Source organism: Pseudomonas sp. B10, from assembly GCF_900156235.1.
Classification (GTDB): Bacteria; Pseudomonadota; Gammaproteobacteria; order Pseudomonadales; family Pseudomonadaceae; genus Aquipseudomonas; species Aquipseudomonas siliginis.
On record NZ_LT707063.1, the window covers coordinates 112,952 to 127,576 of the forward strand.

Annotated in this window: 13 protein-coding genes; 10 read left to right on the top strand and 3 right to left on the bottom strand. The window is 60.6% G+C overall.

Annotated elements, in window-relative coordinates; genetic code table 11:
- Nucleotides 1-11: 11 nt before the first annotated feature.
- Nucleotides 12-602, bottom strand: coding sequence for an amino acid synthesis family protein (locus BXA01_RS00565; protein ID WP_076562514.1), 591 nt, complete (start codon nucleotides 600-602; stop codon nucleotides 12-14).
- Between the two features lie 460 nt (nucleotides 603-1,062).
- On the opposite strand from BXA01_RS00565, the gene BXA01_RS00570 reads away from it, so the two are divergent.
- Complete coding sequence (locus tag BXA01_RS00570; RefSeq protein WP_076562516.1) at nucleotides 1,063-2,106, top strand: WD40/YVTN/BNR-like repeat-containing protein; 1,044 nt, start codon at nucleotides 1,063-1,065, stop codon at nucleotides 2,104-2,106.
- Nucleotides 2,103-4,487, top strand: a complete 2,385-nt coding sequence (locus tag BXA01_RS00575; RefSeq protein WP_076562517.1) for an efflux RND transporter permease subunit — start codon at nucleotides 2,103-2,105, stop codon at nucleotides 4,485-4,487. The genes BXA01_RS00570 and BXA01_RS00575 overlap by 4 nt, the downstream gene beginning before the upstream one ends.
- A 181-nt stretch (nucleotides 4,488-4,668) precedes the next feature.
- Here BXA01_RS00575 and BXA01_RS00580 read toward each other — a convergent pair whose 3' ends face one another.
- Nucleotides 4,669-5,388, bottom strand: coding sequence for a FadR/GntR family transcriptional regulator (locus tag BXA01_RS00580; protein WP_016775009.1), 720 nt, complete (start codon nucleotides 5,386-5,388; stop codon nucleotides 4,669-4,671).
- Nucleotides 5,389-5,584: 196 nt separating this feature from the next.
- Nucleotides 5,585-7,321, bottom strand: a complete 1,737-nt coding sequence (locus tag BXA01_RS00585) for an IlvD/Edd family dehydratase (RefSeq protein ID WP_071172698.1) — start codon at nucleotides 7,319-7,321, stop codon at nucleotides 5,585-5,587.
- Between the two features lie 192 nt (nucleotides 7,322-7,513).
- Here BXA01_RS00585 and BXA01_RS00590 point away from each other — a divergent pair, with 192 nt between their 5' ends.
- From BXA01_RS00590 to BXA01_RS00625, 8 genes are all read left to right on the top strand, one after another.
- The gene (locus tag BXA01_RS00590) at nucleotides 7,514-8,836 is read left to right on the top strand and encodes an MFS transporter (RefSeq protein WP_024013183.1); all 1,323 of its coding nucleotides are present in this window, start codon (nucleotides 7,514-7,516) and stop codon (nucleotides 8,834-8,836) included.
- Nucleotides 8,837-8,992: 156 nt separating this feature from the next.
- Complete coding sequence (gene araD1, locus BXA01_RS00595; protein WP_076562519.1) at nucleotides 8,993-9,985, top strand: AraD1 family protein; 993 nt, start codon at nucleotides 8,993-8,995, stop codon at nucleotides 9,983-9,985.
- Nucleotides 9,986-9,994: 9 nt separating this feature from the next.
- Nucleotides 9,995-11,575, top strand: a complete 1,581-nt coding sequence (locus BXA01_RS00600) for an aldehyde dehydrogenase (NADP(+)) (protein ID WP_076562522.1) — start codon at nucleotides 9,995-9,997, stop codon at nucleotides 11,573-11,575.
- 277 nt (nucleotides 11,576-11,852) lie between these two features.
- Nucleotides 11,853-12,164 carry a DUF5629 family protein gene (locus BXA01_RS00605; RefSeq protein WP_076562525.1) on the top strand — a complete coding sequence of 104 codons (312 nt, stop codon included), beginning with the start codon at nucleotides 11,853-11,855 and terminating at the stop codon, nucleotides 12,162-12,164.
- On the top strand, nucleotides 12,151-13,326 hold the full coding sequence (locus BXA01_RS00610; protein ID WP_076562527.1) for a lactonase family protein: 1,176 nt from the start codon (nucleotides 12,151-12,153) through the stop codon (nucleotides 13,324-13,326). The genes BXA01_RS00605 and BXA01_RS00610 overlap by 14 nt, the downstream gene beginning before the upstream one ends.
- 156 nt (nucleotides 13,327-13,482) lie before the next feature.
- Nucleotides 13,483-13,662, top strand: coding sequence for a hypothetical protein (locus BXA01_RS00615; RefSeq protein WP_016775003.1), 180 nt, complete (start codon nucleotides 13,483-13,485; stop codon nucleotides 13,660-13,662).
- Between the two features lie 469 nt (nucleotides 13,663-14,131).
- The gene (locus BXA01_RS00620; RefSeq protein WP_039763920.1) at nucleotides 14,132-14,344 is read left to right on the top strand and encodes a hypothetical protein; all 213 of its coding nucleotides are present in this window, start codon (nucleotides 14,132-14,134) and stop codon (nucleotides 14,342-14,344) included.
- The gene (locus BXA01_RS00625; protein WP_016775000.1) at nucleotides 14,341-14,598 is read left to right on the top strand and encodes a hypothetical protein; all 258 of its coding nucleotides are present in this window, start codon (nucleotides 14,341-14,343) and stop codon (nucleotides 14,596-14,598) included. Before BXA01_RS00620 ends, BXA01_RS00625 begins: the two co-directional genes overlap by 4 nt.
- The last annotated feature ends 27 nt before the right edge of the window (nucleotides 14,599-14,625 follow it).

A 14,625-nucleotide genomic window follows, 5' to 3' on the forward strand; every position in this document is an offset into this window, starting at 1 on the left:
TTTTTTTGTGATTACTGGGCTTTTTCGACAGCCAGTTCTTCCAGATCGATGTAGCGGTTGCCGATGCGCGGGTGCAGGCGGCCACCGTCGGCGCAACCCAGCACGACGACGATTTCGTCGGCACGCGGCGCGTCTTCGATCTGCATTTCCAGGGTGATGTAGTGCGAACGCAGGCCTTCGTCGTCCTTGTGCATCATCGGGATCTGAATCGACGTGCCCGGGCCGCCGCGCTTGTTGGTAAAGCTCAGGTAACTCTTGGCTTTCACCGCTTCGCGATAGTGGTTGCCGAAGCGCAGGGTGTGGATCACGGCGGAGGCGTGTTCGATCTCGCCGTCAGCGCCGACCACGGCGGCTTTGCCGTAAGCCTCGATCTTCTCGGCGCCACCAATGATGCCCACCAGGCGCTCGACCATCATGGCGCCGAGGTCGGAGCAGTTGGCGCGGATCTGCGGCTTGAGGTCTTCGACAAAACCGTTGCCCACCCACGGGTTCTTCATCACCACGGCGAGGCCGACCATGGTCACCGGCTTGTCAGTAGCCTTGCCGCCTTCAATGAAGGTTTCTTCGACATAGCTGACGATCTTGCGAATTTCGAAACTCATGAGCTGCTCCGTTAGGGGATTGAGAGTGTCTATGCGTCTGATGGTATACCATAATACCGATCCTGCAAGTCCCCTCCGCAACAATTGCGTCATCCATCCTACGAATGGCTGCGCATTCACCCTTTGTCGCAAACCAACCATCACTACAAACCCTGTGGGAGCGAGCCTGCTCGCGAAAGCGGTGGGTCAGCCAATAAACAGGGTGACTGATACACCGCATTCGCGAGCAAGCTCGCTCCCACAGGGAAAATGATGGGTTACAGAGAGCCGCTTTCGGTTAACAAAAGATAACGCGGCGCCGATTGTCAGACATTTGCAAAGCCCGATAGGATGAGCCAGCTTCCGAAGGGGCTCTGGATTGCGGGTTTCAGGACTATGCTTCTGAAACGCCAGTAGCCGAGCACCCTTGCGGCGCCCTTGAAGGCCCGATGGCCCAACAATAATAAATAGGGGAAGGTCTATGAGTCGTTGCCGCCCGCCGGCGTTACGCAACACCGCGTTGCTGGCCACAGCACTCTCGCTGCTGGGCTTTGCCACGTTATCGGCACCTGTGATTGCCGCCGAGGCCCCGGCTGATGTGGTCTATGCCACAGAATCGGCCAAGGCCGCAAAAAGCCTGATTCTTGATGTCGTCCACGCTGGCGCGCGTCTGGTCGCGGTCGGCGATCGCGGGCACATCGTCTATTCCGATGACCAGGGCAAAACCTGGACCCAGGCCAAGGTGCCAACCCGGCAACTGCTCACCGCCGTGTATTTCGTCGATGACAAAAACGGCTGGGCCGTGGGCCACGACGCACAGATTCTCGCCAGTGCAGACGGCGGTCTGACCTGGACCAAGCAATTCGAAGATCTCGCACGCGAATCGCCGCTGCTCGACGTCTGGTTCAAGGACGCCAGCAGCGGCTTTGCCGTGGGCGCCTACGGCACGCTGCTGGAAACCACCGACGGCGGCAAAAACTGGGAAGACGTCAGCGATCGCCTCGACAACGAAGACCAGTTCCACCTCAACGCCATCGCCGCCGTGAAAGACGCCGGGCTGTTCATCGTCGGCGAGTCCGGCAGCATGTTCCGCTCTGCCGATGACGGCCAGACCTGGGAAAAGCTTGAAGGCCCGTACGAAGGTTCGCTGTTCGGCGTGATCGGCACGGCGCAGCCGCAGACCCTGCTGGCGTACGGCTTGCGCGGCAATCTTTATCGCTCCACTGATTTCGGCAGCACCTGGGAGCAGGTCGAACTCAAAGCTGCACGCGGTGCGCTGGAGTTTGGTCTGTCTGGCGGCACGCTGCTGGAAGACGGCTCGATCGTCATCGTCGGCAACGGCGGCTCGGTGATCAGCAGCAGCGACAATGGCGAGAGCTTCAGCGTGTTCAACCGCCCGGATCGCATTTCGCTGTCGTCAGTCACCGCCGCCGGCAACGGCAACCTGATTCTGACCGGGCAGGGTGGTTTGCACATCACCCTGCCAAACGGTGCCGAGACCAATAACAAGAAGGCGGGGCTATGACTTCCTTGATCACTCCTCAGCAAGACAAGGCGACGTTTCTTGAACGCTTGATCTTCAACAACCGTCCGGCCGTGATCCTGATCTGCCTGGTGGTGAGCATTTTCCTGTTCTGGCAGGCCACGCTGATCCGGCCGTCGACCAGTTTTGAAAAAATGATCCCGCTGCAGCATCCCTTCATCGAAAAGATGATGGAACACCGCAACGATCTGGCGAACCTCGGCAACACCGTGCGTATTTCGGTGGAAGCCACCGACGGCGATATCTTCTCCAAGGAGTACATGGAGACCCTGCGCCAGATCAACGACGAAGTGTTCTACATTTCCGGCGTCGATCGTTCCGGCCTCAAATCGCTGTGGAGCCCGAGCGTACGCTGGACCGAAGTGACCGAAGAGGGTTTCGCCGGCGGTGAAGTGATTCCGCAGAGCTACAACGGCTCTCAAGACAGTCTCGATCTGCTGCGCAACAACGTGCTCAAGTCCGGCCAGGTCGGGCGTCTGGTAGCCAACGATTTCAAGTCGAGCATCGTCGACATCCCGCTGCTGGAGGCCTACCCGGACCCGCAGGATCAGGGCAAGTTGCTGGCGCTGGACTATCGCCAGTTCTCCCATGAGCTGGAAGACAAGATCCGCAACAAGTTCGAAGCGCAGAACCCCAACATCAAGATCCACATCGTCGGTTTCGCCAAGAAGGTCGGCGACCTGATCGACGGTCTGGTGATGGTGGTGCTGTTCTTCGGTGTCGCCTTCGTCATCACCCTGATCCTGCTGCTGTGGTTCACCAACTGCCTGCGCAGCACCATCGCGGTGTTGAGCACGACGCTGGTGGCGGTGGTCTGGCAACTCGGGTTGATGCACTTCTTCGGCTTCGGGCTCGACCCGTATTCGATGCTGGTGCCGTTCCTGATTTTCGCCATCGGCATTTCCCACGGCGTGCAGAAAATCAACGGTATCGCCCTGCAATCCAGCGAGGCCGATAACGCCCTGACCGCTGCGCGGCGCACCTTCCGCCAGTTGTTCCTGCCGGGGATGATCGCGATTCTGGCCGATGCGGTGGGCTTCATCACACTGCTGATCATCGACATCGGCGTGATCCGTGAACTGGCGATCGGCGCGTCCATCGGCGTTGCGGTGATCGTGTTCACCAACCTGATCCTGCTGCCGGTGGCGATTTCCTATGTCGGCATCAGCAAGCGCGCGATTGCCAAGAGCAAGAAGGACGCCAACCGCGAGCATCCGTTCTGGCGCCTGCTGTCGAACTTCGCCAGCCCGAAAGTTGCGCCGATTTCGGTAGCGCTGGCGCTGATCGCCTTCGGTGGTGGCCTCTGGTACAGCCAGAACCTGAAGATCGGCGACCTCGACCAGGGCGCGCCGGAACTGCGTCCGGACTCGCGTTACAACAAGGACAACAACTTCATCATCAGCAACTACTCGACCAGCTCCGACGTGCTGGTGGTGATGGTCAAGACCAAGGCTGAAGGCTGCTCGCGCTACGAAGCCATGGCGCCGATCGATCAGCTGATGTGGAAGATGCAGAATACCGAGGGCGTGCAGTCGGCGATCTCGCTGGTGACCGTGTCCAAGCAGATGATCAAGGGCATGAACGAGGGCAACCTGAAATGGGAAACCCTGTCGCGCAACCCGGACGTACTGAACAACTCGATCGCCCGCGCCGATGGCCTGTACAACAACAGCTGCTCGCTGGCGCCAGTGCTGGTTTTCCTCAACGACCACAAGGCCGAAACCCTCGATCGTGCGGTCAACGCGGTGCAGGAGTTTGCCAAGGAAAACAACAAGGATGGCCTGGAATTCATTCTCGCTGCCGGTAACGCCGGGATCGAAGCAGCCACCAACGAAGTCATCAAACAGGCTGAGCTGACCATCCTGATCCTGGTGTACATCTGCGTGGCGGTGATGTGCATGATCACCTTCCGCTCATGGGCAGCGACCCTGTGCATCGTCCTACCGCTGGTGCTGACCTCGGTGCTCGGCAACGCGCTGATGGCGTTCATGGGTATCGGCGTGAAAGTCGCGACGCTGCCGGTGGTGGCGTTGGGCGTGGGGATCGGCGTGGACTACGGCATCTACATCTACAGCCGCCTGGAAAGTTTCCTGCGTGCCGGGCTGCCGTTGCAGGAAGCCTATTACCAGACCCTGAAGTCCACCGGTAAAGCGGTGCTGTTCACCGGCCTGTGCCTGGCGATCGGCGTGTGCACCTGGATCTTCTCGGCGATCAAGTTCCAGGCCGACATGGGCCTGATGCTGACCTTCATGCTGCTGTGGAACATGTTCGGCGCGCTGTGGCTGCTGCCAGCGCTGGCGAAGTTCCTGATCAAGCCTGAGAAGCTGGCGGGGCAGAAGGGCAATTCGCTGTTTGCCCACTGATCTGAAAGGCTGAAACGACAAAGCCGCAACCTTTGGGGGTTGCGGCTTTTTCATTTTTGAACCAGGTGCCGATTCCCTGTGGGAGCGAGCCTGCTCGCGAAGGCAGAGTGTCAGACAGCACAAATGTCACAGGCAGACCGCTTTCGCGAGCAGGCTCGCTCCCACAGGCCGATCTTCAGCGCTAAGTGAGTTCAGCTCCAAGCACCACACTCAACGCACTACGCGCATCATCCAACTGCACCAGCGTCGCATGCCGGGCACCCAGAGCATCGCGGTTCTCGATCGCGGTCAGGATCGCCTTGTGTCTTGGCAACGCCAGTTCATGCAGATTCGGCCGCTGATTGGAATGCTTCAACGCCTCGGCAATTGCTACCGCCAACATGTTGCACAGGTTCGCCAGCAGGTCATTGTGCGTGGCATCGGCGATGCGGCTGTGGAAGTCCAGGTCCGGCTGCAACAGCGCTTCCGGAGTCGGCGCGGCTTCCATGCGTTGGTAGGCTTCGTTGATCGCGGCGATGTCGGCATCGGTTGCATGCTGGGCGGCGAGGGCGGCCGCTGCCGGTTCGATGATGCTGCGCACACTGGTCAGCACGTTGAAGAATTCATTCTGCGGGCTGCTTTGCATCAGCCAGTGCAGCACGTCCGGGTCGAGCATGTGCCATTCGCGGCGGGCCTTGACCACTGTGCCGACGCGCGGTTTGGAATACACCAGCCCCTTGGCCACCAGCACTCGGGTGGCCTCGCGCAACACCGGCCGACTGACCGCGTACTCTTCGCAAAGCAGGGCTTCGGCGGGCAGTTTGTCGTCGGGCAAAAAGCGTCCGGAGACGATCTGCATGCCCAATTCCTGGACGATGCGCGAGTGCATGCTTTTACGGTCGGAAGGTTTGCGGTAATCCATGGGGAGTGGCGCGATCCTGAGCGATGGAGATGCCGCGCATCATAGCAGGCACGGCACAATCTTGAGGTAGGCAATGATCGTTCCCACGCTCTGCGTGGGAATGCCTCAAGGGACGCTCCGCGTTCCAGCTCTGAAAGGGACGCGGAGCGTCCCAGGCTGCATTCCCACGCGGAGCGTGGGAACGATCAGTGGGGTGTCAATGAGAGTGGCGCGGAACCTCGGCACCTCGGCAGCCCACCAGGAAGTCAAAGTCGCAACCCTGATCCGCCTGCAGCACGTGATCGATGTACAGCTGACGATAACCGCCCACCAGCAACTGCTGCGGTGCTTGCAGGTCGGCCATGCGTGCGGCCAGTTCAGCATCCGGAATGTCCAGATGCAGACGGCCGCTGGCGCAATCGAGCTCGATCCAGTCGCCTTCCTTAACTGCCGCCAAAGGCCCGCCGGCTGCGGCTTCCGGGGCGACGTGCAAAACCACCGTGCCGTACGCGGTGCCGCTCATGCGTGCATCGGAAATGCGCACCATGTCGGTCACGCCTTCTGCCAACAGCTTGGCCGGCAGGCCCATGTTGCCGACTTCAGCCATGCCCGGATAACCCTTCGGCCCGCAGTTTTTCATCACCAGAATCGAATCTTTATCGACGTCCAGCTCCGGATCGTTGATCCGCGCCTTGTACATGTCGAAGTTCTCGAACACCACCGCACGCCCGCGATGCTGCATCAGTTCAGCGCTAGCGGCGGACGGCTTGAGCACCGCGCCCAGCGGCGCCAGATTGCCGCGCAACACGCAGATGCCACCGTCAGCGCGAATCGGATTGTCGAGGGTGCGGATCACTTGGTCTTCGCCGTAGATCGGCGCGTCCTTGGTGTTCTCGCCGATGGACTTGCCATTGACGGTCAGTGCGTTCGGGTTGGGGATCAGATTGGCTTCGCCGAGGCGACGCAGCACCGCTGGCAAACCACCGGCGTAGTAGAACTCTTCCATCAGGAAACGCCCGGACGGTTGCAGGTCGACGATGGTCGGCATGCCGCGACCGATGCGGGTCCAGTCGTCCAGGTCGAGCTCGACGCCGATGCGCCCGGCGATGGCTTTCAAGTGGATCACGGCGTTGGTCGAACCGCCGATGGCAGCGTTGACACGAATAGCGTTCTCGAAGGCTTCCTTGGTGAGGATCTTCGACAGTTTCAAATCTTCGCGAACCATCTCCACCGCACGCATGCCGGACATGTGCGCCAGCACATAACGGCGTGCATCCACAGCCGGAATCGCGGCGTTGTGCGGCAGCGAAGTGCCCAGCGCTTCCGCCATGCAGGCCATGGTCGACGCGGTGCCCATGGTGTTGCAGGTGCCCGCCGAACGCGACATGCCGCCCTCGGCTGCGAGGAAGTCGTCGATGGTGATGGTGCCGGCCTTGACCTGTTCGCTGAGCTGCCAGACCACGGTGCCGGAACCGATGTCCTTGCCTTTGTGCTTGCCGTTGAGCATCGGCCCGCCGGTGACGACGATGGCCGGCACGTCGCAACTGGCCGCGCCCATCAGCAGTGCTGGAGTGGTTTTGTCGCAACCGGTGAGCAGCACTACGCCGTCGATCGGGTTGCCGCGAATCGCTTCTTCAACGTCCATGCTCGCCAGGTTGCGGGTGAGCATGGCCGTCGGGCGCAGGTTCGATTCGCCATTGGAGAACACCGGGAATTCCACCGGAAAACCACCGGCCTCGATCACCCCGCGTTTGACGTGCTCCGCGATCTGGCGGAAGTGCGCGTTGCACGGTGTCAGTTCCGACCAGGTATTGCAGATGCCGATGATCGGCTTGCCGTGGAACTGATGGTCGGCGATGCCCTGATTCTTCATCCAGCTGCGGTACATGAAGCCGTTCTTGTCGGCCGTGCCAAACCATTGGGCGGAGCGCAGGGTGGGTTTCTTATCAGACATGATCGATTCTCTTATTGTAAGACTATTGTTTGCGAGCTAACGCTTAATCTAAGCTCAAAATCCGCGCTTTGGAAGAGTTGTTGGGTAATTAGTATTACTATATAGTCGTTTTCGACGGAGGGATGGCCCTGGCTGTTTTGGCGAGAGGCGTCCCCCGAGGTTCTATAAAAACAACAATCGGAGACCGATCTCATGAGCCAGGAATTGCGGCTTGTCCGGCGCATCACACTGAAACTGATTCCCTTCCTGATCCTGCTGTACCTGATCGCCTATGTGGATCGCTCCGCCGTCGGCTTTGCCAAGCTGCACATGGGCGCCGACATCGGCATCGGCGACGCCGCCTATGGCCTCGGTGCCGGGCTGTTTTTCATCGGCTACTTTCTTCTAGAGATTCCCAGCAACCTGATGCTCGAACGCTTCGGCGCGCGGCGCTGGTTCGCGCGGATCATGATCACCTGGGGCGCGATCACCATCGGCATGGCCTTCGTGCAAGGGCCGCACAGCTTCTATGTGATGCGGTTTTTGCTCGGCGCGGCCGAGGCGGGCTTCTTCCCCGGCGTGCTGTACTACATCACCCAATGGTTCCCGGTGCGCCATCGCGGCAAGATCCTCGGCCTGTTCATCCTCTCGCAACCCATCGCGATGATGATCACAGGTCCCGTGTCCGGTGGCTTGCTGGGCATGGACGGCATCCTCGGCCTGCATGGCTGGCAGTGGCTGTTCATTGTCATCGGCACCCCGGCGATCCTGCTGACCTGGCCGGTCCTGCGCTGGCTGCCGGACGGCCCGCAGCAAGTGAAGTGGATGGATCAGGCGGAAAAAGACTGGCTGACCGGCGAACTGAAAAAGGACTTGCAGGAGTATGGCCAGACCCGTCACGGCAATCCGCTGCATGCGCTGAAAGACAAACGCGTGTTGCTGCTGGCGCTGTTCTATCTGCCGGTGACCCTGAGCATTTATGGCCTCGGCCTGTGGCTGCCAACGTTGATCAAACAGTTCGGCGGCAGCGATCTGGTCACCGGTTTCGTCTCTTCGGTGCCATACATTTTCGGGATCATCGGCCTGCTGATTATTCCGCGTAGCTCCGACCGTTTGAACGATCGCTACGGCCACTTGGCGGTGCTCTATGTACTCGGTGCGCTGGGCCTGTTCCTCAGTGCCTGGCTGTCGCTGCCGGTAGCGCAACTGGCGGCGCTGTGTCTGGTGGCGTTTGCGTTGTTCTCGTGCACGGCGGTGTTCTGGACTTTGCCAGGACGCTTCTTTGCTGGCGCGAGTGCGGCGGCGGGGATTGCCTTGATCAACTCGGTCGGCAACCTCGGCGGTTACATCGGGCCGTTCGTGATCGGCGCATTGAAGGAATACACCGGCAATCTGGCTTCGGGGTTGTACTTCCTCTCGGGCGTGATGGTGTTCGGGCTGATTCTGACCGGCATCGTCTACCGCGTGCTGGAGCGCAAGCATGTGCTGCCCGTCGACCAGTTCGCCGCCAGCGCCCGTGGCGCGACCCGAACCTGACACCTATGGATCAATTACCACCCCTGTGGGAGCTGGCTTGCCAGCGATGACGGCGGCACATCCAACATTGATGTGTCAGACAGGTTGCTATCGCTGGCAAGCCAGCTCCCACAGGGTTTTGCGGTGTTTCGGAATTTTGGATAAAGGAGAGGACATATGCATCTGGTTCAATTCGAATTACCCAACGGCGAGCGCCGGGTCGGCGTGGTCGACAACGGTCAGGTCCGCGAAGTCGAGGACGCCCGCAGTGTCCGTGATCTGGCCCTGGCTGCAATCGAAGCCGGCAGCTCCCTTGAGCAGCAAGTACAAAGCCTCGGCCTCGGCGCCAGCCACGACTACGCGCAATTGCTCAAAGACCTGCGCATCCTGCCGCCACTGGATCACCCGGACCCGGCTCACATGCTGGTCAGCGGTACTGGTCTGACCCATCTGGGCAGCGCTTCGGCGCGGGACAAGATGCACCAGCAGGCCGGCGATGAAGCGGCGATGACCGACACCATGCGCATTTTCAAATGGGGCGTGGAGGGCGGTAAACCAGTGGCGGGGCAGGCCGGCGTGCAACCAGAGTGGTTCTACAAGGGCGACGGCAGCATTGTCGTGCGTCCGGGGCAGGCGTTCCCGCTGCCGCCGTTCGCCGAAGACGCTGGCGAAGAGCCGGAGATGGCCGGCCTGTACGTCATCGGCAACGATGGCAAGCCGTATCGCCTCGGTTTCGCCGTCGGTAACGAGTTCTCCGACCACGTCATGGAACGCAAGAATTACCTGTACCTGGCGCACTCGAAATTGCGCAGTTGCAGTTATGGCCCGGAACTTCGTACCGGTGAATTGCCTCAACACCTTGCCGGCACCAGCCGAATCCTGCGTGACGGCGAAGTGCTCTGGCAGAACGAGTTCCTCAGTGGCGAGGCCAACATGTGCCACAGCCTGGCGAACCTCGAGTACCACCACTTCAAATACAGTCAGTTCCTGCGTCCGGGCGACGTGCATATTCACTTTTTCGGCACTGCGACCCTGTCGTTTGCCGACGGCATCCGCACCCAGTCGGGCGACACGTTCGAGATTAGCCAGGCCGACTTCGGCGCTGCGCTGGTCAACGGTATCGCACCGGTCAAAGCGGCTTTTGAACCGGACAGCATCGGCACCCTTTAAGGAGATCCCATGACTCAGATTCTCGGTCACAACTACATCGGCGGTCAGCGCAGCGCCGCCGGCAGCGTCAAACTGCACTCGGTCGACGCCAGCACTGGCGAGGTCCTGCCGCACGATTTCATTCAGGCCACGGCCGAAGAAGTCGACGCCGCCGCCAAAGCCGCCGCTGCGGCTTACCCTACCTATCGCAGCCTCAGCGCCGAACGTCGCGCGCAGTTCCTCGACGCAGTCGCCGATGAACTCGATGCGCTTGGCGACGACTTCGTTGCCGTGGTCTGCCGCGAAACCGCGCTGCCGGCCGGACGCATTCAGGGCGAGCGCGGTCGCACCAGCGGGCAGATGCGTCTGTTCGCCAAAGTCCTGCGTCGCGGTGATTTCTACGGCGCACGGATCGATCAGGCATTGCCGGATCGCCAGCCGCTGCCACGTCCGGATCTGCGTCAGTACCGCATCGGCCTCGGCCCGGTCGCGGTATTCGGCGCGAGCAACTTCCCGCTGGCGTTCTCCACTGCCGGTGGCGATACCGCAGCAGCGCTGGCCGCCGGTTGCCCGGTGGTGTTCAAGGCCCACAGCGGCCACATGGCCACCGCTGAACTGGTCGCCGACGCGATCATTCGTGCCGCAGAAAAAACCGGTATGCCCGCCGGCGTGTTCAACATGATCTACGGTGGCGGCGTCGGTGAATGGCTGGTCAAGCATCCGGCGATTCAGGCCGTTGGTTTCACCGGCTCGCTGAAAGGCGGTCGCGCCCTGTGCGACATGGCAGCCGCACGTCCGCAACCGATCCCGGTGTTCGCAGAGATGTCGAGCATCAACCCGGTGATCGTGCTGCCGCAGGCACTGGCCACGCGTTCGGAAACCGTTGCGCGTGACCTCACCGCTTCGGTGGTTCAGGGTTGCGGTCAGTTCTGCACCAACCCGGGTCTGGTCATCGGTATTCGCTCGCCGCAGTTCAGCGCGTTTGTCCAGCAAGTCGCCGCTGCAATCTGTGATCAACCGGCGCAAACCATGCTCAACGCCGGCACCCTCGGCAGCTATGGCAAAGGCCTGGAAAAACTCCTGGCGCACAGCGGCATTGAGCATCTGGCCGGTAATCCGCAGCAGGGCAATCAGGCGCAGCCGCAGTTGTTCAAGGCCGATGTCAGCCTGTTGATCAACGGTGACGAAGTGCTGCAGGAAGAAGTGTTCGGCCCGACCACGGTGATCGTCGAAGTGGCCGATCAGGCACAACTGAGCGCGGCGCTGCACGGCCTGCACGGTCAATTGACCGCGACGATCATTGGTGAGCCGTCGGACTTCGAGCAATTCGCCGAGCTGACGCCGCTGCTGGAACAGAAAGTCGGGCGCATCCTGCTCAATGGTTATCCGACCGGTGTCGAAGTGTGCGATTCGATGGTGCATGGCGGGCCATACCCGGCGACGTCCGATGCGCGCGGTACGTCGGTCGGCACGCTGGCGATCGATCGCTTTTTGCGCCCGGTGTGCTTCCAGAACTACCCGGACAGCTTGCTGCCCGAGCCACTGAAAAACGCCAACCCACTTCGGATTCAGCGTTTGGTGGATGGCAAGCCATCGCGTGAGGCGATCTAAAGCCAAGCCGATGTCCCCTGTGGGAGCGAGCCTGCTCGCGAACGCGGAATATCAGCCAGTTGATCGTTCCCACGCTCCGCGTGGGAATGCAGCCCGGGACGCTCTGCGTCCCATTGGAACGCGGAGCGTCCCTAGAGGCATTCCCACGCAGAGCGTGGGAACGATCAGCTGGCACACCGCCTTCAAGAGCAGGCTCGCTCCCACAGAGGTTCCAGCAGGGGCCTCTGGATCACATTGGGCTATCATTGGCCCTTTCCCCCTAGAAAGACTGTTTGCCATGACTGCCCAAACCCTTCTCAACGCCCTCGAACACTGCGGTATGGTCGAAATCGATGGCCTGCACGCCTTCGAATTCGCCCTCGACGAGGACGATAACCTGCACATCGAATGCATCGATGGCCGTGAAGCCAAACACTGGGAATTCACCCCGGCGCAGGTCGCGGCGGCGACGTTCGATGAGACGCTGCAGAGCTGGCTGATCGTCGGTTACGCCAGCGACACCAAGACCACGGGCGAGCATCGTCTGGTGTGCCTCGGCGACGTAGTCAGCAGCAGCGACGATGAGGATGACAATAATGAAGATGCGTAACTTCTGGCCTTTGCTGATGGCCGGCAGCGTCGGCGCGATGGGGCTTTCCAGCGCCTCTGCCGAAACCCTGCAATTGCTGGTCGGCTCATACACCGCCGGTTCCAGCCAGGGCATCTACCGCATGCAGTTCGACAGCGCCACCGGCCAGATCGACGCCAAGCCACTGCAAGTGGTCAAGACCGAAAACCCTTCGTGGCTGACCCTCTCGAAAGACCAGAAACGCCTGTTCGTGGTCAACGAAAACGGCCCGGGCCAGACTGACCCGGTCGGCCGCGTCAGCAGCTTCGCCATCGACCCGAAGACCCACGCGCTGAGCCTGATCAATCAGGTGCAGAGCCTGGGCAACGAGCCGACCCATTCCAGCCTCAGCGCTGATGCCAAACACCTGTTCGTCAGCAACTATTCGGTGATGGAAGACCCGGGCGGCACCCTGGCGGTATTGCCGGTCGATGCCGACGGCCAGCTGAAACCGGTGGTGCAGATGAGCGGCCACCCGGCCAGCCGGGTCAATCCTGAGCGTCAGGCTTCCAATCATGTGCACTCGACGGTGTCTTCGCCGGACGGGCGCTATGTGTTCTCCAATGATTTGGGCGCGGACAAGGTTTTCATCTATCAGTACGACCCGAAGGCCAACCCGCACTTGCCGCTAACCCCGGCGAAAACCGCCTCGGTAGCCTTGCCGGCCGGTAGTGGCCCGCGTCATCTGCTGTTCAGCGCTGATGGCAAACACGCCTGGCTGACCATGGAGATGAGTGCACAGGTTGCGGTGTTCGACTACAAGGACGGCGTGCTGACCCAGACGCAACTGGTCGATCTCGCGGCGGGCCAGCCAACCTCGGACAAGGCCGGCGCGGCGCTGCATGCTTCGGCTGACGGCAAGTTTCTCTACGTGAGCAATCGCGGCACGGCCAATCAGCTCGTAGTGTTCGGCATTGATCCTGCGACCGGTCAGCTCAAAGAGCTGCAAAAGCGCTCGGTCGAAGGTGATCACCCGCGCGAGTTTGCCCTTGATCCGAGCGGTAAATTCGTCTTGATTGCCAACCAGAAGAGCAACCAGATTGTCGTCGTCGAACGCGATGCCAAGACCGGTCTGCTGGGCAAAACCGTGCAAAAACTGCCGATGGACGCGCCAAGCGATCTGAAGTTTGTAGTGCGACAATAAGCCACAGGCCCCGGTCTATGGGGCCTGCGTCGTTGTATTAATTGCACTGATATCGGCTAATGCTACAAAAGATTTCAAGCGAGTAACCCTCGAGCGTTACGTTTGTTTCACAGCCCGACCGGGCAAACCAAGGAAACGAACACGAGGGTTACCGCCATGAATTTCAATCTCTTCTCCGTCATCGCCGCTTCCGCCATTTCTGCCACCGTGGTATTGCCAGCCGGTGCCAACGTCGAAATCGCCAGCAAAAAATCCCACACCCAGAGCTACACCCAGAAATACCTGCAACAAAGCGCCAACTTCTACGCCGCACTGGATCACAAAACCCAAGCCTGAAATTGCCATCTCCTTGTTGGAGCTGCCGAAGGCTGCGATCTTTTGATTTTGCTTTGCAGCCCGTGACGCTCCGCGTCACTGGACGCGGAGCGTCCCTAGAGGCATTCCCACGCAGAGCATGGGAACGATCAAGATCGCAGCCTTCGGCAGCTCCTACGCGCGCGCGTAACCTGATCGTTCCCACGCTCTGCGTGGGAACGCAGCCCGGGACGCTCTGCGTCCCATTGGAACGCGGAGCGTCCCTTGAGGCATTCCCACGCGGAGCGTGGGAACGATCAATCAGAAGATCGCAGGCTTCGGCAGCTCCTACGCGCGTACGCGTTCCCCACTCATAGGTTTTCTCTCGCGGGCAAATAGAGCCGCTAAATAATCAACGAAGCTGATATTCACCATTGCAAACCCTGAGTGGTTGCTTCGGCTTTTTTGATTGATTCTGTGGCCATCGAAACCTTTGCCCACGGAGAACACCATGGCCAGCGCAATCCTCACTTCCGCCAAACGCGGCGCCTACCTGGCCATCGGTCTGTACCTGGCCGTGGTGCTGTTTGTCAGCATCGGCGCGCAGATGGAACACAGCTTCGACGCCCCGATCGACGTCGCCCATCCCGGCATCCAGTTCGAACTGCGCTCGCAAAGCGCAATGGTCGACAGGGCCGAACTCGCAGGAGTCGGCGGCGCATGAAAGGCTACAGACTCTGGGTCATCGCCAGCCTCGCGCTGATGACCAACGGCGCCTCACTGTTGGGATTTGGCCAGGGCTCGGTGGGCGGCTTGGCTCGGGCCATAGAGGCCAACCACAACATCGCGCACAACATTGAACGAGCCAACACGCTGGGCCTGATGGCCGGCAATCCACCGGTCAAGGTCGCGGTGGATTTCCTCGGACCGTTCGAAGTGGATTGCATGGCGCTGGGCATGTGCCAAGCACTGGCCTAATGATCGTTCCCACGCTCTGCGTGGGAA